Genomic DNA, 23242 nt, shown 5'->3' with positions numbered 1-23242 from the left:
AAACAAAAAGACCCCTCGCGGTCGCGAGAGGTCTGCGTGCGGGCGATGGGCGATAAGCACCCCTTGTGGGGGGATCAACCCGTTGCCGGCACGCTGCGGCTAATAATGAGCCACTGCTGCATGCTGCCGAGTCTGGCACATCCGCTCGGCGCGTGGCCGTGCGGTCTCACGATGTGGTCGGGCTGGGTTTTGGACGCCCACCCGCCCACCGTTTCGACGGGTGGGCGGGCTGCGATGTATCCCCGGGGCCGGACGGCCCGGCGGACTATTCGATCGTGTGCGTCCAGCCGTGGGTGTCTTCCGCTCGGCCGGTTTGGATGTCGACCAGGGCCTTGCGCAGTTCCATCGTGATCGGGCCCGCCTCGCCGGAGCCGACGGTCCAGTTCGCGGTGCTGGACTTGACCGAGCCGACGGGGGTGATCACCGCGGCGGTGCCGCAGGCGAATACCTCGGTGAGGGTGCCGTTCGCGTTGCCCTCGCGCCAGTCGTCGACCGAGATCAGCGCCTCCTCGGTGGCGTAGCCACGATCCGCAGCGAGTCGGAGCAGCGAGTCGCGGGTGATGCCGGGCAGCAGCGAGCCGGTCAGGCGCGGCGTGACGATCCGCGCGTCCTTGCCCTCCCCGTACACGAAGTACAGGTTCATGCCGCCCATCTCCTCGATCCAGCGACGCTCGACCGCGTCCAGCCAGACCACCTGGTCGCAGCCCTGCTCGATGGCCTGGGCCTGGGCGACCAGCGATGCGGCGTAGTTGCCGGCGCACTTGGCCTCGCCGGTGCCGCCGGGCACCGCGCGCACGTACTCCTGGGACAACCACACCGAGACCGGCCGCACGCCGCCCGCGAAGTAGGGACCGGCCGGCGACGCGATGACCAGGAAGAGGAACTCGTTCGCGGGACGCACGCCGAGGCCGACCTCGGTGGCGAACATGAAGGGTCGGATGTACAGGCTCTCCTCGGGCGCGCTGGGCACCCACGCGGCGTCCTGGCGGATCAGCGCGTCCACCGCGGCCACGAACAGGTCCTGCGGCAGCTCGGGCATGGCGAGCCGGCGGGCGGAGTTCTGGAAGCGCGCCGCGTTCGCGTAGGGCCGGAAGGTGGCCACGCTTCCGTCGGGGCGGCGGTACGCCTTGAGACCCTCGAAGATCGACTGCGCGTAGTGCAGCGTCATGTTCGCGGGGTCGATGTCGAGGGACGCGTAGGGCGTGAGTTGCGCGTCGTACCAGCCGCGTCCCGCACTCCACTTGATGCCGACCATGTGCTCGGTGAACACGCGGCCGAAGCCCGGGTTCTCCAGGCGCGTGGCGCGCTCGGCATCGCTCAGCGGGTGTGCGGAGGGCTTGAGGTCGATCGTCAGGGAAGCCTGGAGGGCGGGCTCCTGCGGGGCGGCAGTCGTCATGGCTGGTTCTCGTCCTTCACCGTGGAGTATGGCGGGGCCGGGTGCTGCTGGGACCCGGTTTCCCGTACCTGGACGTACTGGAAGTGTTCCCGGGAACCGCACCCGCGTTCCACCCGGTGAGACGTTAACGCAGTCGACCGGGATCCCGACAGGCGCGGCCCCTGACCCGCCGAACGACCGACTCGCCGGTCCGGCAGGGGGCACGCGTCGACGGTCCCGGTCGACGGACGTGGTGGTGCCGGCGAATCAGCCGGCTACTCGGGCGGCGAGCGCGTCGCCGATCTGCGACGTGCCGCGCGTGCCGAGGGTGCCGCGCTCGGCGAGGTCGGCGTCGACCGCGGCCTCGACGCGGCGGGCCTCGTCGGTCAGGCCCAGGTGCTCCAGGAGCATCGCGACCGAGAGCACGGTGGCGGTGGGGTCGGCCTTGCCCTGGCCGGCGATGTCCGGCGCGGAGCCGTGCACCGGCTCGAACATGGACGGGAACTCGCGGGACGGGTTGATGTTGCCGCTGGCCGCGAGGCCGATGCCGCCCGCGATGGCGGCGGCGAGGTCGGTGATGATGTCGCCGAACAGGTTGTCGGTGACGATCACGTCGAAGCGCTCGGGCTGGGTAACCATGAAGATGGTCGCCGCGTCCACGTGCAGGTAGTCGGTGGTGACGTCGGGGAACTCGGCCGCGACCGCGTTGAACACCCGGGTCCACAGGTGGCCCGCGTACACCAGCACGTTGTTCTTGTGCACCAGGGTCAGCTTCTTGCGCGGCCGGGCCTGGGCCCGGGCGAACGCGTCCCGCACGACCCGCTCGATGCCGAACGCGGTGTTCACGCTGACCTCGGTGGCCACCTCGTGTTCGGTGCCGGTGCGCAGCGTGCCGCCGTTGCCGGTGTACGGGCCTTCGGTGCCCTCGCGGACCACCACGAAGTCGATCTTCGCGTCCGCGCCCAGCGGCGAGACCACGCCCGGCGCGAGCCGGGCCGGACGCAGGTTGACGTGGTGGTCGAACGCGAAGCGGAGCTTGAGCAGCAGACCGCGCTCCAGGACCCCGGAGGGCACGCTGGGGTCGCCGATCGCGCCGAGCAGGATCGCGTCCCGGCCGCGCAGCTCGTCGAGCACGCTGTCGGGCAGCGTCTCTCCGGTGCGGTGGTACAAACGGGCACCGAGGTCGTACTCGGTGGTCTCGACCTTGACGTCGGGGGGAAGTACGGCGCCGAGGACCTTCAGGCCCTCTGCGACCACTTCCTGGCCGATGCCGTCACCGGGAACCACTGCGAGACGAATGCTGCGAGACATACGGGGGACCATACCTTCCGTCCCAGGGGCTGACATGTGCAGTCCGGATGGTGGGACGCAGTGGTGCGAATCGGGGCTGTCAGCGTTCCTCGTCGGCGGGGCTGCCGCCGTTGTCGCGACGGTCGAGAGCGCGCTGGAGGGCACGGGCGGCGTTGCGGCGCGTGGTTTCGTCCATGGTTGCACTTCCTTCACAAGGCGGGGTTTCTACACGGCGTGTGACGGACACGTGCAGGGGCCTTGTGGGCGTGCTGAAATTTCCTGCCGTACGGGGATTTCCGGGTACGGAAGGGACCGTCTTCCTTCACGGTAGGCGACGGATCGCACCGCTGTCTGCAATTTACTCGGAGTTCCTACTATCTGAGATCGCCGGCCCACCGACCGGCGTAATCGGGCCCGGATCGCGCGGGTGCCGGCGGGCGGGCATGCCGAAGGCCCGGGAACCGTGGGGTTCCCGGGCCTCGTGGGCTGCCGGACCGAGTTCCGGCCGCGCGCGGCGCGGTCAGTCGTCCAGGTTCACCGAGCGCACGAACGTCGCGCCGATTTCCTCGGCGATGGCGTTGAGGGTGGCGGGCTCGACCGTGGTGTCGACGGTGAGCGCGACCAGCGCCTGACCACCCTTGGCGGCGCGGGCCACCTGCATGCCGGCGATGTTGACGCCCGCCTCGCCGAGGTGACGGCCGATCACGCCGACCACGCCCGGCTTGTCCGCGTAGCGCAGGAAGACCATGTGCGCGGTGAGCACCAGGTCCACGTCGAAGCCGTCCACCTCGACGATCTTCTCGATGTTCTTGGGTCCGGCGAGCGTGCCGGAGACCGAGATCTCGCCGCCGTCGGCGAGGGTGCCGCGCACGGTGACCAGGTTGCGGTGGTCCGGGCTCTCCGAGCTCGTGGTCAGCCGGATCTCCACGCCGCGCTCCTGGGCCAGCAGCGGAGCGTTCACGTAGGAGACCGACTCCTCCACGACGTCCGCGAACACGCCCTTGAGCGCCGCGAGTTCGAGCACCTTGACGTCGTGCTGGGTGATCTCGCCACGCACCTCGACGTCCAGCCGGACCGCGACGCCGCCCGCGAGGGCGGTGAAGATCCGACCCAGCTTCTCGGCCAGCGGCAGGCCCGGACGTACGTCCTCGGCGATCACGCCGCCCTGCACGTTGACCGCGTCCGGCACCAGTTCGCCGGCGAGGGCGAGCCGCACCGACCTGGCCACCGCGACGCCGGCCTTCTCCTGCGCCTCGTCGGTGCTCGCGCCCAGGTGCGGCGTGGCCACGACGTTGTCGAACTCGAACAGCGGGCTGTCCGTGCACGGCTCCTTCGAGAACACGTCGAGGCCGGCGCCGGCGACCCGGCCCTCCTTGAGCGCGGACGCGAGCGCGACCTCGTCGACGATCCCACCGCGGGCGGCGTTGACGATGCGCACCGTCGGCTTGACCTTGCGCAGCGCCTCGTCGCCGATCAGGCCCAGCGTCTCCGGGGTCTTCGGCAGGTGCACGGTGATGAAGTCGGACTGCTCCAGCACCTCGTCCAGGGTGAGCAGGCGCACGCCCATCTGCGCGGCGCGGGCCGGCTGCACGTAGGGGTCGTAGGCCACGATGTTCATCCCGAACGCGGACATCCGCTGCGCGACCAGGACGCCGATGCGGCCCAGGCCGACCACGCCGAGGGTCTTCTCGGAGAGTTCGACACCGGTGTACTTGCTGCGCTTCCACTCGCCGTTCTTGAGTGCGGCGCTGCCCTGCGGGATGTTGCGCGCGACCGAGATGATCAGGCCGCAGGCGAGTTCCGCGGCGGTGACGATGTTCGAGGTCGGCGCGTTGACGACCATGACGCCGGCCTTGGTGGCGGCGGGGACGTCGACGTTGTCCAGCCCCACACCGGCGCGCGCGACCACCTTGAGGCGGCCGGCCGCGGCGATGGCCTCGGCGTCCACCTTGGTCGCGCTGCGGATCAGGATGGCGTCGACGTCGGCGATCGCGGACAACAGCTCACCGCGGTTCGCACCATCGCAGTGGCGGATCTCGAAATCGGGTCCGAGGGCATCGACGGTGGCCGGGGACAGCTCTTCGGCGATGAGAACGACGGGCTTGCTCACGGTTTTCCTTCGCGTGCTGCGATGACGGGTGGCCGCGTGGAAGACGCACGACGGGGTGGCCTGACGCGTGGCCGATCCTACCGCCGCCCTTGTGAAGGACTTCACAGATGTCCGATGTGTGGACTCCGGACGCGCGGGGCAACGCTTCTGACTCATCGTCAGGTCAGCGGCCGGCCCGGTGTCGAGCGGATCGGCCGGACGATGGAGCGGATCGGCCCGACGGAGGGCGGATCGGCTACCGCTCGGCGATCAGTCGGCGGCCAGGAACCACCCGATGGTGACCCGACGCTGCCCGTTCAGGTCGAGGATGACCACCTCGCCGGAACCGGGAGTGGGCAGCGGCGCGGTGCCGCCGTAGGGCAGCGTGCGCGCTTCGCCGTCGTTGACCTGGACCTCGGCCACCGGCGCGTCCTGCGATCCGCGCCGCCAGGTCACCCACCACATCGTGTCGTCGCCGCACTGGAACTCCAGGTGCACCCGGGAGACGAACAGCCAGTCGGCCGGCGTCACGAGATGACAGCGGGTCGCGTCGCGACCGACCGCCAACGTCGCCCCCGGCCGACTCGGCGCGCTTGCCATCAGCATGGCAACCGTCGCCGCGTCGTCCGCCCCCGAAGTCGACGCCATGTTGAGATCGAGCACCGGTTTCCTCCCCCACGCTCCTGGCCGTCAGTCGATGCCGCGCCCCGGCCGTGCCGCCCCTGCGGCCCGGCCGTTTCGTGCCGTCTCAGTCGATCGATCCACCGCGACGAGCACACGGACACGGTTCGCGTCCCACAATGCCGCAGGTGACCGCCGTCTGGGCGATCAGGTCCCACCCTCCGTGCACGTGCGGGGTCGTGTCCAGGTAGTCGGGCCCCAGCAGAAGATTCAATTCCGGGCAAAGCAGCGAGCTGTAGAAGTCGCGACGCAGCTCGGTCTTGCACCGCTCGACCGTGGCCTTGGCCATGTAGAGCATCTCGCACAGCTCGTCGGTGGTCCTGGGCCGCTTGGTGGCGCGACCGTGGATCCAGTCGCAGGACATCGCCGCGAGCACCTCCAGCCGGACCCCGTGCAGCTTGTCGCGCAGTTCCTGCGGTCCGACGTCGATGGTCGGCGGCGCGTTCCCGTCCAACGAGGAGGACGTGCTGGGCCGAATCGGCTGCATCGCCCGCCACGCGAGCACCACGCTGCGCCGCCGGGCCAGATCGCTGATCAGGATGTTGCCGCCGGTGCGCGCGGGCAGCGGCAGGATCGCCCCGTACGGCATGTCCTGCGAGGTCTCGCCGCGCTTGATCCGCACGATCGCCAGCGGGGTGTCCCGCTGTCCGCGCGGCCATTCCACCGTCCAGCCCCGGTCCTCGCTGTACTCGAACACCAGGTGCTTGCGCGAGACGAACAGCCAGTCGTGCGGCGTCAGCAGCGGCCGGCACACGCCGGGATCGCGGCCCACGAACACCCGCTTGCCGACCACGCCGGGCTCACGCACGCTCTTGGGGCTCGGCAGCGGGTCCCGCTCCGCCTCGCGACCGTCCTCGATCGCGACGAACGACATGTTCAGTTCGAGCATGATCCCCTCGCCCCCTCCCCGGTCCTACCGCTCACCTGGTACCCGCGTGCGGCGCGTCCGCACCACACGGGCAGGGACCGCGCCCCGTTATGCCGTGGGTGACCGCGGTCTGCGCTATCAGGTCCCAGCCGCCGTGCACGTGCCGCACGGTGTCGAGGTAGTTCGGACCGAGCAGGGCGTTCAGCTCCGGGCACAGGCCCGAACTGTAGAACTCGCGGCGCAGCTTGGTCTTGTACCGCTCGACCGTGGCCGCCGACAGGTGCAACAACTCGCACAGTTCCTTGGTGGACTTGGCGCGCTTGACCGGGCGGCCGTGCACCCAGTCGCAGGACAGCGCGGCCAGCACCTCCATCTCCGTCTCGGAGAGGCGGTTCTGCAACACGAACGGTGCGACGTCCTGGGTCTCGGGCACACCGACGTCCGGCTCGGTGGGCTCCTCGCCCGGGCGTTGCGGCAACGACACCCGCCACTCCACCAGGACCCGCCGGCGTCGGGCCAGGTCGGTGACCACGACCCGGCCCGGGCGCAGCGAGCCCAGCGGCAGCGTGGCGCCGTAGGGCACCGGTTCGGACACGCCCTCGCGATCGATCTGCACCAGCGCGACCGGGCGCGGGTGCGAGCCCTGGAGCCACTCCACGCTCCAGCCGCGCTCCAGGGAGTAGACGAACTCCAGGTGCACACGCGACACGAAGCGCCAGTCCTTCGGCGTGACCAGGCCGCATCGCGACGGGTCCCGGCCGATCGCGATCTTCTTGCCGGGCTCGCTTTGCACCTTCACCGTGCGCGGCCGGGCCAGGTCCGACTCCTGCTGGTCGGCGTCGTCCGACGTCGCCACGGTGAGGATCAGTTCGAGCATCGCCATCCGTCCGGTCTCGTGCCCCGCCCTGGGGCATCGCCCATCTTCTCCCGGTGAACCGTCACCAGGCCGTTCCGCCGTCCGACCGTAGGGCCCCGGGGGCACCCGACGCATCCTCCGGTTGTTCCCGAGGGTCGGCGCCGGAGCGATGACCCTCGGGTACGGGCAGTGCGTCGCATTCGACCACGACCGCCGTCGCGTCGTCGTCACCGCTCTCGACAGCCGTCCTGGTCAAGGTCGTTGCCGCGTGGAAGGGATCGCCGTGCACCAGGTCGGCCACCGTCTCGTCGGGCAGGTGTCCGACGCCGTCCGTGGCGAGGACCACACGGTCGCCCGGGTGCAATTCGATCCGTTGCAGTTCGGGTTCGGGCGCCTGCGAGCCGCCCAACGGGGTGGAGGTGAGCAGCCACGGTCGGCCGAACTCGGCGGCATTGCCCTGTTCGGTCAGCCGGAACGCCCGCCCGCCGCGCACCAACCAGCACACGCTGTCGCCGCATCCGGCCAGATGCAGCCTGCCGTGCTGGAGGACGGCCGCCACCACGGTGGTACGCATGCCCTCGTACTGCGCGACGCCGTGCCGGCGCACCGCGAGGTCGGCCACCGCGATCGCGGCGCTGAGGCGGTCGCTCCAGCCTGCGGACAGGTCGGCGGCGGCCAGTTCGGCCACCAGCGTGCGCACCGCCACGTCGGCCGCGTACCAACCCGCGGGGTGGCCGCCGAGGCCGTCGGCGACGATGAACACCTCGCCCGTCGCGGCATATCGGTCGTCGTTGTCCCGGGCGGTCAGCTCCGGGCCCAGGCCGCGCCGTTCGCGCCGGGCGGCGCGCCGGCGGCCGGGGTGCGAGGAGGTCGACCACGCGGACGCCTGGACGCCCAGCGGGGGGCCGCTGTGGGCCCGGGGGTCCTCCTCGGCCGCCTCGGCCCGGCGCAGGCTGTCGCTGCGCGAGGTGGTCGGCACGTCCAACTCGTCCGCGTCCTCGACCGGCTCGGGCACCGGCACGGCGGCCGGCAGCAGTTCGGTCTGCGGCTCGGGCACCGGCGGCGGAGACGTGGGCATCGGCGGCACCGTGGGCGGCGGCGGCACCGCGTGTCCGGCGGCGAACGTGGTGTCGGCGGAGCCGCCGGCGACCGTGGGCGGGGCGGGAACCGGCGGCGGCGGTGCCGGAGTCCGGGCGTCCGGACGGACCGCGCGCGGGGTCACCGTGTGCGGAACCGGGCCGGGCACACCGTTCGCCTCCGGCTCGTTCGCGAACGTCTCGGTGGGCCGGGGGGCCTGGTCCCACAGCGATCCCGACGCGACCCGGGATGCCGAGGCCGCCTGCGGCACGGGGCCGGGGTCCGGCTCGGCCTGCGGCGCGGGCGGCGGGCCGGCGGCGTGGTCGGGGTCCGGCTCGCGGACTCGGTCCGCGGCGGGTTCGTCGGCCCGTTCCGGCTGCGGGTCGGGTTCGTGGGCCGGTCGCGGCTCGGGCTCGTAGGCCCTTTCCGGCTCCGGCTCCGGCTCGGCTTCGGCCGCGTACTCGTCGTCGAACGTGGTCGGCGCGGGCGGGTGGGCGGAGCGCGGCTGTGCCGGTTCGATCCGCTCCACCGGCTCGCGGGTCGGCGCGTCCTCGAAGTCGAGATAGAGGTCGCCGAAGATGTCGTCGTCCGCCGCCGGTGGCCGTTCGGCGCGCAATTCGTCCTGCCGCAGCGTCCGTTCCGGGAAGCCACCGCGAGCCGGCACGGTCGTCTCCCGACCCGAGTCCCCTCTGCCCCTCATGTGTCTCACGCTCCACGATGTCGGACCGGAACGGCAAGTCCGGTGCGGCGATAGCACTGCCTCGTTCAAGCATGCTGCCTCGGATGCGGCCCTGGCATGTGAACCCGAAGGCCAATTCCTTCGGGTTTCTCGGCACACGGCCGCCGAAGCACACCCGAATCGATTGCGCCGGAGCCTAACCGCGTCCGGTCCGGACCGCCTCCGAACCGTCCGCGAGCAGCCCGGCGAGCGCGCTGCGCCCCCGGGACAGACGGGCTTTGATGGTCCCCTCGGGCGCGCCCTCGTGCGCGGCGATCTCGGCGACCGACAGGCCGCCCATGTGGTGCATCACCACCGCGCGCCGCTGGGCTTCGGGAATCTGTCGCAACGCGGTGACCAGGGCAACGGATTCGGGGCCCGGCGCGGGCAGGTCACCGTCGGGGCCGTGCCGGATCCAGCTCTTGAGCGCGGTACGGGTGCGCCGCCAGCGGCTCACCGCGATGCGTTGGCCGACGAGTCGGATCCACGCGACGGGGTTCTCGTAGTCGCTGATCCGGTCCCAGTCCTTCCAGGCCCGGATGTACGTCTCCTGCGCGGCCTCCTGGGCCTCGCCGAGATCGCCGGTCAGCGCGTACAGGTGTGCGACGAGGGCGCCGTGGCTCTCCGCGTAGAACACGTCGAAGTCGGCGCGACCGCCCGTGTCCCGTCCCATCGTTCCCCCGCGTCCCGTCGCGGCGTGTTCGTCCTGCCGTGACCCGGTACCTTATCCGGCCCGAGACGCGGACCCGATGTCGGTTCGGGTCCCGGAATACTCGCCTGTGGCGTCTCTCCCCCACCCACGCACACGACCGGGTGATCGGTTCCGGCCGGCGGCCAAGCGATAGGCCGCGAACAGCGCCGGCACGAGCGCGAACCCGACCCCGACCAGGCCACGCCGCCGCCGACGCCGAGCGATCACCACCCGAATCGGCATCCCCCCGCCACCCGACCGCCCACCGAGAACGCGACCGACATCACGTTCGAACGCGCCGAACGCAACGGCAAGCACCTCCTCATCCCCCATCGCCGAACGCCCCCCACCACTCCCCGACCCGACCCGCATGACACGTCCGGTACGGTCCACACGCCCACCACGGAGGGAAGGTTGCGCGAGACCCGGGGCGGGCCGTGTCGAGGACGCGGCAAGGCGACGCACCGGGTCGCGAACGGCAAAGCGACGCCACTTCCGCCACCCAGGCCCGTTGAAAAGTGCCCCGGACCGATTCGGTCCGGGGCACTCACACCGCCTGGGAGGCGGGCAACTCGTCGAGGATCAGGCCTCGTTGGTCACCCAGCTCATCATCTTGCGGAGTTCCTTGCCGGTGGTCTCCAGCTTGTGCTCGGAGTCCGCCTTCACGTACTCCTTGTACTTGGGCAGACCCGCCTCGTACTCCGCCATCCACGCGGTCGCGAACGAACCGTCCTGGATCTCGGCGAGCACCTTCTTCATCTCGGCCTTGGTGTCGGCCGTGATGATCCGCGGGCCGGTGATGTAGTCGCCCCACTCGGCGGTCTCCGAGATGGACCAGCGCATCTTCTCCAGGCCGCCCTCGTACATGAGGTCGACGATGAGCTTGAGCTCGTGCATGCACTCGAAGTAGGCGATCTCCGGCTGGTAGCCGGCCTCGACCAGGGTCTCGAAGCCCGCCTTGACCAGCGCCGAGGCGCCGCCGCAGAGCACGGCCTGCTCACCGAACAGGTCGGTCTCGGTCTCCTCGGTGAAGGTGGTCTTGATGACGCCGGCGCGGGTGCCGCCGATGCCCTTCGCGTAGGAGAGCGCGAGCGCCAGGGCCTGGCCCGACGCGTCCTGCTCGACCGCGACGATGCACGGCACGCCGCGACCCTCTTCGTACTGGCGGCGGACCAGGTGACCCGGGCCCTTGGGCGCGACCATGCACACGTCGACGTTGGCCGGCGGCTTGATGAAGCCGAACCGGATGTTGAAGCCGTGCCCGAAGAACAGCGCGTCGCCGTCCTTCAGGTTCGGCTCCACGGCCTCGGCGTAGACCTTCGCCTGGACCGGGTCCGGGGTGAGGATCATGATGACACTGGCCTCGGCCGCGGCCTCGGCGGGAGTGACGACCCGCAGACCGGCCTCCTCGGCCTTGGCGCGGCTCTTCGAGCCCTCCAGCAGACCGACCCGCACGTCGACGCCGGAGTCCCGCAGCGACAGCGCGTGGGCGTGGCCCTGGCTGCCGTAGCCGAGCACCGCGACCTTGCGGTTCTGGATGATGGACAGGTCGGCGTCGTCGTCGTAGAACAGCTCGGCCACTTCGGGGTTCTCCTTCAAGACAGGGTGTTTCAGGGGCCACGCCCCGCTCGTCATCTTCGCAAATCACGAGCGCGGCGCGTGCCGCTGGTTTGAAATGTGGACCGTGACGGTCCGTCAGGACCGAGGTCCGGACATATCCGTCAGGCCGAGCGCTCGACCGACCGCAGCGAACGGTCGGTGATCGAGCGGCCGCCGCGGCCGATCGCCACGACGCCGGACTGGACGAGTTCCTTGACCCCGAACGGCTCCAACATGCGGAGCATCGCGGCCAGCTTGTCGGGGCCGCCGGTGGCCTCGATGGTGACCGCCTCCGGCGAGACGTCGACCGTCTTGGCGCGGAAGAGCTGGACGATCTCGACCACCTGGGACCGCGTCTCGTGATCGGCGCGCACCTTGACCAGCAGCAGTTGGCGCTGCACCGACGCGGGCGGGTCGAGCTCGACGATCTTGAGCACGTTGACCAGCTTGTTCAGCTGCTTGGTCACCTGCTCCAGCGGCAGTTCCTCGACCACGCTGACCACGATGGTGATCCGCGAGATGTCCGGATGCTCGGTGGTGCCGACGGCGAGCGAGTCGATGTTGAAGCCCCGACGCGAGAACAGCGCGGTGATCCGGGCGAGGACACCGGGCTTGTTCTCGACGAGGACCGAGAGGGTGTGCTTGGACATGATCGCTGGACTCCTATGCCTTCCTGATGCCCTGTCGGCCTGTCAGTCGTCCGAGTCGCCGAAGTCGGGACGCACGTCGCGCGCGGCCATCACCTCGTCGTTGGACGAGCCCGCCGCGACCATCGGCCACACCATCGCGTCCTGGTGCACGACGAAGTCGATGACCACGGGCGCGTCGTTGATCGACATCGCCTTGTGGATGATCTCGTCCAGCTGGTCCGGGCTCTCGCAGCGCAGCCCGACGCAGCCCATCGCCTCGGCGAGCTTGACGAAGTCCGGCAGCCGGCGGCTCTGCAGATCGGTGTTGGAGTAGCGCTCGTTGTAGAAGAGCGTCTGCCACTGGCGGACCATGCCCAGGGTGCCGTTGTTGATGATGGCGACCTTGATCGGGATGTCGTTGACCGCGCAGGTGACCAGTTCCTGATTGGTCATCTGGAAACAGCCGTCGCCGTCGATCGCCCACACCGTGGTGTCCGGCATGCCGGCCTTGGCGCCCATCGCGGCCGGCACCGAGTAGCCCATCGTCCCGGCGCCGCCGGAGTTGAGCCAGGTGTAGGGCTTCTCGTAGCGGATGAACTGCGAGGCCCACATCTGGTGCTGACCGACGCCGGAGGCGAAGATCGTGTCCGGGCCCGAGATCGCGCCGAGCCGCTCGATCACCAGCTGCGGAGACAGCGAGCCGTCCGCCGGCACGTCGTAGCCCAGCGGGTAGGTGTCGCGCCAGCGGTTGAGCGCGGTCCACCACTCCTGGTAGTCGCCGAACCGGCCGGCCTCGTGCTCGGCCTGGACCGCGACCACCAGGTCGGCGATCACCTCGCGGGCGTCGCCGACGATCGGCACGTCCGCGATGCGGTTCTTGGAGATCTCGGCGGGGTCGATGTCCGCGTGCACGATCTTGGCGTGCGGCGCGAAGGTGTCCAGCTTGCCGGTGACCCGGTCGTCGAAGCGGGCGCCCAGCGCGAAGATCAGGTCCGACTTCTGCAGCGCGGTGACCGCGGCCACCGTGCCGTGCATGCCCGGCATGCCCAGGTGTTGCGGGTGGCTGTCCGGGAACGCGCCGAGCGCCATCAGCGTGGTGACCACGGGAGCGCCGGTCAGCTCGGCGAGGATCTTCAGCTCGGCCGACGCGTGCGCCTTGAGCACCCCGCCGCCGACGTACAGGACCGGACGCTTGGCCTCGCTGAGCAGCCGGGCGGCCTCGCGGATCTGCTTCGCGTGCGGCCGGGTGACGGGGCGGTAGCCGGGCAGTTCGGGGGTGCCGTTCCAGATGAACTCGGTGGTCGCCTGGAGCGCGTCCTTGGAGATGTCCACCAGGACCGGGCCGGGCCGGCCGGTGGCGGCGATGTGGAACGCCGCGGCGATCGTGGGCGCGATCTCGGCCGGGTCGGTGACCAGGAAGTTGTGCTTGGTGATCGGCATCGTGATGCCGCAGATGTCCGCCTCCTGGAAGGCGTCCGTGCCGATCGCGGCACTGGCCACCTGACCGGTGATCGCGACGATCGGCACCGAGTCCATGTGCGCGTCGGCGATCGGCGTCACCAGGTTGGTCGCCCCCGGGCCGGACGTGGCCATGCACACCCCGACCTTGCCGGTGGCCTGCGCGTATCCCTCCGCGGCGTGACCCGCGCCCTGCTCGTGCCGGACGAGGATGTGGCGCACCTTCGTCGAGTCCATCATCGGATCGTAGGCGGGAAGAATCGCGCCCCCGGGAATGCCGAAGACCGTGTCCACCCCTGCGGCTTCCAGGGAGCGGATCAGCGCTTGGGCTCCTGTCACCTGATCGGTCATGCTTTCGTCTCTTCTCGATCTGAAGTCGGCATATCGAGTGGGGCGCGAGGCCCGGACCCGTCGGACTGCAACAAAAAACCCCCCGTGCCGTTAGGCAAGCGGAGGGGGCGCGCGAACCGACTCGGTGGTCAGTGCACGCGCTTCTCAAGTACGAGGATGCGGGTCTGCATGCCCGCGACTCTCCCTCCGCGCCCGTGTACGTGTCAAGCCGACTCTTCACGCGTCTCAGTATTCGGGATCCTTTGTCCAGGACTGACGGGCCGTCATGGTTTCGGCCGGCCCTCGGATCGGCGTGCGACCCGTCACATCTGCGGTCTGGGCACCTGGACCGGCACGGCCGGGCGGGCCTCCGGGAGCGGCTCGGGCCGCGGGCCGCGGACCGCGCTGTTGCCCAGCGGCATCTGACCGAGCACGTCGAAGATCGCGTCCCCGGACACCGCCGGATGGAACCAACTGCCCTGCCCGCGCTGACATCCCATCTCCCGGAGTATGTCCACCTGCGCGTGGCTGTCGATGCCGGCCGCCACCAGGGTCAGCCCGGAATCCAACCCGAGCCGGACGATGGTCGAAGTGAGCACGGTCAGATGTGGACACGTGCCGACCTCGGCCACGAACGAACGGTCGATCTTGAGCGCGTCCACCGGCAGCCGGCGCAGGTACGTGAGCGAGGAGTGCCCGGTGCCGAAGTCGTCCAGCGACAACCGCACGCCCAGTCGGCGCAGCACCGCGATCCGGCCGAGCAGCAGTTCGTCGCCGTCCGGCAGCACGTTGTCGGTGATCTCCAGGGTGAGCGCCGCGGCGGGCAGGTCGGCCCTGTGCAGCGTCTCCTCCAGCACGTCCAGGAAGCCCGGCCCGGTGAGCTGGCGTGCGGCCAGGCCGACCGTGACCCCGATGTCGTGGCCGGCCGCGCGCCAGGTCGCGGCGGCCAGCGCGCTCTCCTCCAGCAGCCTGCGGCCCACCGGCGAGAGGCGGCCCTCGGCGCCCGCGGTCAGCCGCACGTGGTCCACCCGGCCGGGTACCACGCCGTCCTCGGCCCGGCACAGCGCGGCCTCCACGTCGCGCACCCGGCCCGTGTCCAGGTCCACCACCGGCTGGTACGAGACGGCCAGGCGCCCGTCCCGGTCCATCCGGCGCAGGCCCGCGGCCCGGGCCGCGCGGCGCTCCACGTCCGCGTCCATGTCCGGGGTGTAGACCTCGACCCGGCCCTTGCCGCCGTCCTTGGCCCGATACATCGCGGCGTCCGCGTGCCGCATCAGCTCGGCCGGGGCGATCCCGGGCGCGGAGAAGGCGATGCCGATGCTGGCCGCGACCCGCACCTCGCCGTCCGCGATCCGGTACGGCGCGGACAGCGTGGTCAACAACCGCTCGGCGATCTCCCGGATCGCGCGCGGGCTGGGGTCGCCGACCAGGAGTGCGGCGAACTCGTCGCCGCCGAACCGGGCCACCGTGTCGCCGATCCGGACCGCGTGTTCGAGCCGGCGCGCCGCCTGCACGAGCAGTTCGTCGCCCGCGGTGTGCCCGTAGTTGTCGTTGACCGCCTTGAACCCGTCCAGGTCCACGAACAACACCGCGATCGTGGGGGTGATCCCGCGCCGCTGGGCCAGCGCGTGCTGGATCCGGTCCTCGAACAGGGCCCGATTGGGCAGGTCGGTGAGCCGATCGTGGAAGGCGTCGTGCTCCAGCTGGGTCTGCAGCTTGATCCGGTCGGTGACGTCACGGCTGTTGAAGATCAGCCCGTCGCCGTAGCGGTTGACCGCGGATTCGGTGTGCAGCCACGTGCCGCCCGCCGAGCGGATCCGGCACTCCACCCGCACCATCGCGGTGTCCGCCCCGCCCGCCGGCACCGCACCGTCCAAGAACGCGCGTAGCTCGCGTTGTACACGTGCGCTCTCCTCGGGATGGATGAGCAGTTCCAGCCGGGTGCCGACCAACTCCTCCGGCTCGAAGCCGTACACCCGGCGCACCGCGTGGCTGACGTACTGGAGCACGCCGTCGCCGGCCGCGATCATGATCACATCGCTGGAGCCCTGCACCAGGGACCGGAAGTGGCTTTCCTTGGCGGACAGTTCCTGGGCCATGAAGACGTTGTCGACGAGCGTGATGCCCTGCCGCAGCACCAGCGTGACCAGTACGGTCGCGCCGACCCCGAGCACCACCTTGTCCGGGGCGTGCCCGGCCACCGCGCCGCCGAGCACGCCCGCGGTACACACGGCGGCGGCGATGTAGGGGGTGAGCGCGGACAACATCGAGATGGTGCGGTGCCGCGGTCGCTCGTGCGCCTCGACCCGCTCGCCGGTCCACGGCGCGATGGCCAGCAGCAGACTGCCCGCGAACCAGCCCGCGTCCAGCAGGCCGCCGGAGCGATATCCGCTGTTCAACCCGGGTGTGGTCCACAACGCGTCGCTCATCACGGTGACCGCGAGGCCGACCAGCGCCAGATTCAGTGCCGCGCGATCTCCCGAACCGGCCCGAAAACGCAAGCCGAGGACCATGCTGATCATCAGGATGTCGAGCACCGGGTAGGCGAGGGTGAGCACGATCTTGATGATGTCCGAGCGGTCCCCGTTGGTATTGCGGGCCAGCGCGAGACTCCACCCGAGCGTGAACAGCGAGCCCGCGATCAGCCAGCCGTCCAGCGCCATGCAGGTCCACGCCGCGATGCCCCGCGGACGCTGGGCCACCAGGACCAGGCCGACGATGGTGGGCGGCGCGAACAGCAGGAAGATCACGTCGGTGGGACCGGGCGTGGGCACCGGGACGTCGAGGACGACCTCGTACCAGCCCCAGATCCCGTTGCCGAGCGAGACCATCGTGGCCGAGAAGGCGAACAGCGCCCAGGACAACCGGGCCCGTCCGGATTCGTGCACGGATTTGAGCGCGCACGAGACAGCCGCCACGGCGGCCGCGGCCGCCAGGCCGAAGTCGCCCATCGCAAGCGACAGCGTCGGATTGCCCCAGCCCTGGAGCGCACCGAACGCATACACGAGACACAGCGGCACGATCAGGTACTTCAGCTGCCGCTGGGTAGGGGTGTCGGCCAAGATCAGCAGCCGCACCGGGTCGTCATGGCTCGGCCACTCCGGCAGTGGTCCCCCGGCATTTCGCACTCCCCTCTGCCCGAAGTCGCCTTCACGACGCTTCATGGCACTGCACCGGCCCTCACACCCCAGCCGTGAGGCGGGGCGGTCGGCGCCGGCGCGACGGGGGTGCAACACCCGACCGTGCACGTCTCTCAACGCCCCACGACTCGGACGATACACCAACCCGTCACTGTGAGCTTGTCTTACTCAACACAGAGTAACTAATGATGCCCGGCATGGGAGTCCCTTCCCGCGCATTTGTGACAAACTCCCGACACGGGGCGGAAAAAGGGGCCCTGATCAGGGCAAATCTGGGAGTTTCAGCGGTCGTCGGGCAGCCTCACGGCAGGCTCGGAGGCATTCGGGAGCCCCGCCGGGGCCTCGGCGGGGGCACTCGGGAGACTCGGCGAGGCCGGCCGGGCGGCACCCGGCGACGCATGCCCGACCCGGCCGCGGCGAGCGGAAGGGACCCGAAGAACTCGGACGGCCGAGCGCGCAAGCGGCGCGGAGGGGAGCGGGCGGGTCGCTCGGGAGGAGCTGCGGACGGGCGTCCGGATCAGTCGCGCTTGAGCAGGACCGCGCCCGGTTCGCGGGCGACCTCGGTGAAGCCCTGCCCGATCAGATGCGCGATCCAGTAGCGGGCCCAGTCCTTGTTGTCGCCCCACACCTCGATCGCCGCGTAACCGGGACCGGGCAGGATGGTCGGGAAGTCGGTCACCCGTCCCGCCCGCGCGACCAGTTGCGGCGAGAAGCTCATCGTGGCCGACACCGTCGCGTCGTCCGGGACCCGGTCGAGCACCTTGTGCGCCGAGTGCACCCGGTCCTGGACCATCCAGGTGCGCTTGTGCAGCAGGTCCATCAGCGGGAAGTCGCGCGCGAACGCCAGCGACACCGCGAGCGGGACGATGGCGGCCTTGGCCGCGTACCGCCGCAACCAGTCCACCCGCGACGCGCGCAACCTGACCACGCCGTCCACGAAGGCCGCGAACACGATCGGCATCAGCACCGCGCTGTAGTGGAAGTAGGTGCCCCAGTAGAACTCGTTGCTGGAGGTGAACCGCCACAACATCGTCGGCACGATCATCGCCAGGATCGGCGAGCGCAGCGCGATGAACCCGGTGGGCAGCAGCAGGGTGAACAGCGTCATCCACTTCGCACTGGGCAACACCATCGACTTGGGCAGTTCGACGACCAGCTCGGCGATCGGCACCTGGCTCAGCGACGTCTTGGGATCCGCGTTGCCGGAGCGCTGGGACGAGTCGAGGTTGCCCCAGAACGCGTACGTGTCGTTCGGGTTCATCGCCGGCAGCAGCACGAAGATCGCCAGCGCGAACGCGGAGACCCCGATCAGCACGTGCACGGCGGCCGGTTTCCAGCGGCGCACCAGCACCAGCGGCACGGCCGCGGCGGCCAGCGTGAGTCCGAGGTCCTCCTTGACCAGGATCAGCGGCAACCACCAGGCCAGCGCCTGCGGATACCGGCCGAGCAGGAATCGGTCGAGGCCGAAGGCCAGCAGCGGTACCGCGAACGCGATCTCGTGGAAGTCGAACGAGACGGCCGACTGGATGCCCCAGGACAGCCCGTACGCGATGCCGAGCCCGGCGGCGCCGAGCGTGCCGAACGCGCGTGCGGCGATCCGGGTGATCGGCACCACCGAGGCGGCGATCAGGAATGCCTGGGCGACCAGCAGGGTGCTCGGGCCGGGAAAGATCCGGTAGATCGGGCCGAGCAGCGCCAGGATCGGGTGGAAGTGCTCGCCGAGCACGTTGAAGTCGGGTCCCCGGATGTCCGACACCGGCGCCTCGAAGTTCGAGTACGCCTTGACCACCTGTTCGAACAGGCCCAGGTCGTAGGCGTGCGTCTCCATCCGGCGATGCCGCAGTAGGGAGTGCGCGGCGTAGATCAGGAAGAAGCATGCGGCGAGCAGGTACGGCAGCGCGCCGGGGCCGATCCGTCGTCGGGCCCGTTCGACCACTGTGCGCAGTTTGCGGTCGTGTTCACCCGTTCGGGGGGCGACCACCGCCGGTTCGGCGACCCTCGAGGCGGCCGGGGCGCCGACCGTGTCGGCGCTGCCCGACGCCTCGAACCGCTCGTGAACAGCGCCGTGCGCCGTCCCCCTGTCTTCCATGTCTCTCCGTCCGGGTCGGCGTGCGCGGGCACACCGTACCGGTGTCGGCCCTGTCCTCAAGCAGAGCGCGACCGGGCGGTTTTGGTTGCTCGATCACGCACGATGTTTGCCGGAGTCACTCCTTCGGACCAGCGTGCGAGCTGCTCGCGAATCAGTCGCAGGGCGCGCGGCAGGAAGGCGGACGAGCTGCCGCCGACGTGCGGGCTGATCAACACACCGGGCGCGAAGCGCAGCGGGTGGTCGGCCGGCAGCGGCTCGGGATCGGTGACGTCCAGCGCCGCGCGCAGCCGGCCCGCGCGCAGTTCGGCGAGCAGTGCGTCGGTGTCCACGACCGGTCCGCGTGCGACGTTGACCACGAGCGCGCCGTCCGGCAGCCGGGCCAGGAAGTCGGCGTCGACGAGGCCGCGGGTGTCCTCGGTGAGCGGGACGGTGAGGATCACCACATCCGTGTGCGGGAGCAACCCGGGCAGGTCGGCCATCGCCCGAATCGGTCCGTGCGGCCCGGAACGGGCGCTGCGGGCGACCCGGACCACGTCCACCTCGAAGCCTTGGAGCCGGCGGTCCACCGCCTCGCCGATCGCCCCGTATCCGACGATCAGCACCCGCTTGTCGGCCAGCGCGGGATAGAACCCGGACCGCCACTCCCCCGCGTCCTGGCCGCGTACGAACGTCGGGATGTCGCGCAGCGCGGCGAGGGTGAGGGCGAGCGCGAGTTCGGCGGTGCTCGTCTCGTGGATGCCGCGGCCGTTGCACAGCACCACGCCGGGCGGCAGGTAGGGCAGTACGTGTTCGTAGCCGGCGGTCAGGGTCTGGATCACCCGGAGTCGGGGCATCTCCGCGATCCGGGTCAACGGCACGCGGTCGAACGTGTAGGGCAGGACGTAGAACTCCACGTCGGCGGCGGTGTCGGGAACCGGGCCGCCGAAGCCGTCGTAGACGTCGACGATCGAGCCGTCGCCGAGTCCGCCGGGGAGCGGAGCGAGTTGCTCCAGGGCGTACGGGACCCAGATCCTGCCTTCGGTGACCATGACAGGAACTCTAAATGTCGTGCCGGGCTCCGCTCTCGCGGGCTCGGACACGGCCTAAGGTCGAGAGATCTCCGAAAGGTGGTGTTCCCCGGTGCGCGCACGCCGTCCGAAGCCCCGTTGGCCCTCCCTGGTGCTTGCCGTCGCGGTGGTCGCCGGACTCGCCGCGTGCAGTTCCGACGACGACTCGTCATCCGGCAAGGCCACGCCTCGGCCCACCGCGCCGGTGGCCGCGACGCAGCCGCCGAACGTGCCGGCGGGGCCGACCGCGACCGGGGTCGTCGAGCCGGTCGTCGCCGGCGAGATCGCCCGGGACCTGAACACCCCCTGGGGCGTGGCGCTGCTGCCGGATCGGGACGCGCTGGTGTCCTCGCGCGATACGGGCACGATCACCCGCCTCGGCCCGGGCACCGTGCCGCCGGTGGTGGTCGGCACGGTGCCGGGTTCGGTGCATCGCGGGGAGGGGGGCCTGCTCGGGATCGCGGTGTCGCCGACGTTCGCGACCGACCACTTCCTGTACGCGTACCTCACCACGGCGCAGGACAACCGGATCGTGCGGATGACCTATGTGCCGGGGCAACCGCTGGGACAACCCGAGGTGCTGCTCGCCGGGATCCCGGCGGGCTCGAACCACAACGGCGGCCGGATCGCGTTCGGCCCGGACGGCATGTTGTACGCGGGCACCGGCGAGGCCGGGCAGAAGCCGTCGGCCCAGGACAGGTCCTCGCTCGGCGGCAAGATCCTGCGGCTCACCCCCGATGGCCGCCCGGCGCCCGGCAACCCGTTCCCGAACTCCCCGGTGTGGAGCCTGGGCCACCGCAACGTCCAGGGCCTGGCGTGGGATTCGACGGGGCGGTTGTGGGCGAGCGAGTTCGGCCAGGACACCTGGGACGAGCTGAACCTGATCCGCTCCGGCGCCAACTACGGCTGGCCGGCGGTCGAAGGCAGCAGCGACAACCCCGAGTACATGAACCCGGTCGCCCAGTGGGCCACCGACGACGCCTCGCCGAGCGGCATCGCGATCCTGGGCGACGTGGTGTACCTGGCCGGCCTCAAGGGCGAACGCCTGTGGCAGGCCCCGATCGTCGGCTCCACCGTGAGCGAACCCAGGGCCCTGTTCCAGGGCCGGTACGGCCGGCTGCGCGCGGTCGTGACCGTCGGCTCGGGCGAACTGTGGCTGGTCACCAACAACACCGACGGCCGGGGAACGCCGCGCAAGGGGGACGACCGGATCCTGCGCCTGGTATCTGGCTGAGTTCCGGCGCGGGCGCCGGTTCCCGTCCGGTTCGGACGACGTCCGAGGCGGACGTTAGCGTGGGGCCCGAGGGAGGGGATTCATGAACAAGGGCCTGCTGTTGGTGCTCAGCGAGCTTTCCGATGCCGACGTGGAGCGCGTGTTCGTACGGTTGGCGGGATTGCGCGGGATCCACGCGACGGTCGCGGACGAGATGCGCATGTCGGACGCCTTGGTCGAGGCGCTCGCCGTCCACGGCGGTGCCGGGGCCCTCGTTCGGGCCGCCGCCAATCCGCGACTGACGCCGAGTCAGCTGTGCTTGTTGATCGAGGCCGGCGGCGACCCGGTGGTGGCCGGGGCCTTTCCCCCGGACGCGGACGCCCCGGACGCGGACACGGGGGATGCGGGAGCCGGGGATGCGGAAGCCGGGGCCACTCCTCCCGAGGGTGCCGCCGGCGAGGCGGACCACGACCTCGATCGAGGGCGACGGGAGCTGCGCCGGCCGGGAGTCGCCGCCGAACGGGCGCTCGCGCTGCTGCGCGCGCACCCCGTGCTGGCGCACACCGCCCGCCGGGGCGGACCCGCAGGCGTGCTGCACACCCCGGATGCGCCGGTGACCCGGACCGAGGCGCTCGACCAGGTGGGTCCCGCGCTGCGGGCCGGGGTGCTCGCGCCGCGCGAGATCCTGGTCCGGATGCGGCCTGCGCGCGTCGCCGCCCAGGTGCTCGCGGTGGTCTCTCGGGAACACTCCTACGTCACCGGCGAGGTGACGATCCACGAGTTGCTCAGACCCGGCATCGTGACCACCCTCGGCGCGAATCCGGCCGCATGGGCGCACCTGGCCCGCACACTCGGCCGCTTCACCGGCACGCTGCCGGAGTTGTTCGCCGCCGCCTCGGCGCACCGGGGCGAGACCGCGATCGAGGTGCCCGCCGCCGTCCGGCCGTCCGTGGTCTTCCTGCTCCGCCGGCTGAACACCGACGAACTGACCGCCCTCATCCCGCATCTCGACCACGCGGCGGCCGCCGCGCTGCTCCCGGGCAACGTGCCGCCGCTGCCCAACGTCGCGGAGGCGGCGCTGCGTTGCGGACACCCCGCGCTGCTCGAAGCGCTCGCCCAACACCAGAGCATCGGGCGGCACTACGCCGGCCGACTCAAGGATCTCGGCGACGACCACCTGGACGGCCTCCTGGTGGACAACCGCTCCGGCGTCACCGCCGAGTTGCGGCGCGAGATCTACGCCGGCCGGCGGGCCGACCGGCCCCGCGTCCCGATGCACCCGGACCTGCGGGCCAAGTTGATCGCGGAACCCCCCTTCGGGAGCGAGCCCGAGGCGTACGCGCTGTCCGGCGACCCGGCGCTGGTGGACCACGCGCTGCCGCAGTGCGAGGCGCGCAAGCTGCGCCGGATCGACTGGATCGACATCCTGCTGAGCCTGTGGGAGCGGGCCGATCCGAGCGTGACCGGCGACATCCTCGACCGGCACGGCGCGCTGTTCCCGGACCGGATCCGCAGCACGGCCCGGGCCGCGTTGGCCGCCGACGACCCCACGCCGCTGCGCGAGTTGCGGGCCCGCTGGGATCGGGGACCGCGCGCCGAACCGCCCATACCCGAACATCGCCGGCCGCCCATCGACCGCATCCGCGACACGCCCCTGGAACAGTGGCACTCCTGGCTCACCGCCGCGGTCACCGCGGGCGAGTTGGACACCGAGGAGGTCGTCCGGCACGCGCGGCCGGCCCGGCACGCGTTCGAGGCGCTGGTCTCGATCGACGCCTATCGGTGGGCCCCGGGCAACCCGCGTCCGGCGCTCGCCCGACTCGCGAAGCGCATCGGCGCGAATCCGGAGGCGTGGGTCGTCCTCGCCGGGCTGGCCGCCGACTTCGAGGGCACCCTCGGCGAACTCGCCGACCTGTCCTGCGCCGCGGCGGGGTAGCGCGCTCCGGCCTAGGCCGTGTCCGGCGGATCCTGGTGGGGCCGCGCCGCCTGGCATCCGCCCTTCGGGCTCCTCGCTGCGCTCGTCTCGCCGCACCGGAGAAACAGCCGAAGGGAACCACCATGCGGCCGCTTCTCCGGCACGCCGAGCCACGGCA

The 23242-nt window shown here is 71.0% G+C and carries 15 protein-coding genes and 1 pseudogene; 2 read left to right on the top strand and 14 right to left on the bottom strand.

Annotated features, from left to right (window positions below; genetic code table 11):
• Positions 1-265: 265 nt before the first annotated feature.
• The 14 genes and pseudogenes from ACFZBU_RS01140 to ACFZBU_RS01075 form a co-directional block, all read right to left on the bottom strand.
• Complete coding sequence (locus tag ACFZBU_RS01140) at positions 266-1396, bottom strand: branched-chain amino acid aminotransferase (RefSeq protein WP_391581348.1); 1131 nt, start codon at positions 1394-1396, stop codon at positions 266-268.
• Between the two features lie 246 nt (positions 1397-1642).
• Positions 1643-2686: a 3-isopropylmalate dehydrogenase gene (locus ACFZBU_RS01135; RefSeq protein ID WP_391581347.1), complete on the bottom strand. Its 1044-nt coding sequence runs from the start codon at positions 2684-2686 to the stop codon at positions 1643-1645.
• Positions 2687-3185: 499 nt separating this feature from the next.
• Positions 3186-4775, bottom strand: coding sequence for a phosphoglycerate dehydrogenase (gene serA / locus ACFZBU_RS01130; RefSeq protein WP_391581346.1), 1590 nt, complete (start codon positions 4773-4775; stop codon positions 3186-3188).
• Positions 4776-5024: 249 nt separating this feature from the next.
• Positions 5025-5417, bottom strand: coding sequence for a hypothetical protein (locus ACFZBU_RS01125; protein WP_391581345.1), 393 nt, complete (start codon positions 5415-5417; stop codon positions 5025-5027).
• 85 nt (positions 5418-5502) lie between these two features.
• Complete coding sequence (locus ACFZBU_RS01120) at positions 5503-6324, bottom strand: hypothetical protein (RefSeq protein WP_391581344.1); 822 nt, start codon at positions 6322-6324, stop codon at positions 5503-5505.
• 31 nt (positions 6325-6355) lie between these two features.
• The gene (locus ACFZBU_RS01115; protein WP_020553308.1) at positions 6356-7186 is read right to left on the bottom strand and encodes a hypothetical protein; all 831 of its coding nucleotides are present in this window, start codon (positions 7184-7186) and stop codon (positions 6356-6358) included.
• A gap of 55 nt (positions 7187-7241) precedes the next feature.
• The gene (locus ACFZBU_RS01110) at positions 7242-8936 is read right to left on the bottom strand and encodes a PP2C family protein-serine/threonine phosphatase (protein WP_391581343.1); all 1695 of its coding nucleotides are present in this window, start codon (positions 8934-8936) and stop codon (positions 7242-7244) included.
• A gap of 175 nt (positions 8937-9111) precedes the next feature.
• Positions 9112-9627 carry a SigE family RNA polymerase sigma factor gene (locus tag ACFZBU_RS01105; RefSeq protein ID WP_391581342.1) on the bottom strand — a complete coding sequence of 172 codons (516 nt, stop codon included), beginning with the start codon at positions 9625-9627 and terminating at the stop codon, positions 9112-9114.
• A gap of 600 nt (positions 9628-10227) precedes the next feature.
• Entirely contained in the window at positions 10228-11226 is a 999-nt protein-coding gene (ilvC, locus tag ACFZBU_RS01100; RefSeq protein WP_391581780.1) for a ketol-acid reductoisomerase, read from the bottom strand.
• Positions 11227-11366: 140 nt separating this feature from the next.
• On the bottom strand, positions 11367-11894 hold the full coding sequence (gene ilvN, locus ACFZBU_RS01095) for an acetolactate synthase small subunit (protein WP_391581341.1): 528 nt from the start codon (positions 11892-11894) through the stop codon (positions 11367-11369).
• 42 nt (positions 11895-11936) lie between these two features.
• Positions 11937-13709: pseudogene (locus tag ACFZBU_RS01090) on the bottom strand (acetolactate synthase large subunit); the annotation flags it as partial.
• 275 nt (positions 13710-13984) lie between these two features.
• On the bottom strand, positions 13985-16738 hold the full coding sequence (locus ACFZBU_RS01085; RefSeq protein ID WP_391581340.1) for a putative bifunctional diguanylate cyclase/phosphodiesterase: 2754 nt from the start codon (positions 16736-16738) through the stop codon (positions 13985-13987).
• 580 nt (positions 16739-17318) lie between these two features.
• Entirely contained in the window at positions 17319-18890 is a 1572-nt protein-coding gene (locus ACFZBU_RS01080) for a DUF2079 domain-containing protein (protein WP_391581339.1), read from the bottom strand.
• Between the two features lie 56 nt (positions 18891-18946).
• Entirely contained in the window at positions 18947-19918 is a 972-nt protein-coding gene (locus ACFZBU_RS01075; RefSeq protein WP_391581338.1) for a 2-hydroxyacid dehydrogenase, read from the bottom strand.
• 91 nt (positions 19919-20009) lie between these two features.
• Here ACFZBU_RS01075 and ACFZBU_RS01070 point away from each other — a divergent pair, with 91 nt between their 5' ends.
• Positions 20010-21170: a PQQ-dependent sugar dehydrogenase gene (locus ACFZBU_RS01070; protein WP_391581337.1), complete on the top strand. Its 1161-nt coding sequence runs from the start codon at positions 20010-20012 to the stop codon at positions 21168-21170.
• Positions 21171-21252: 82 nt separating this feature from the next.
• A complete protein-coding gene (locus ACFZBU_RS01065; protein WP_391581336.1) occupies positions 21253-23085 on the top strand; it encodes a hypothetical protein in 1833 nt (610 codons plus the stop codon).
• The last annotated feature ends 157 nt before the right edge of the window (positions 23086-23242 follow it).

This window comes from Embleya sp. NPDC008237, assembly GCF_042956465.1.
Classification (GTDB): domain Bacteria; phylum Actinomycetota; class Actinomycetes; order Streptomycetales; family Streptomycetaceae; genus Embleya.
The sequence above is the reverse complement of the archived record's forward strand: the minus strand, read 5'-3'. Positions and strand labels throughout refer to the sequence as shown.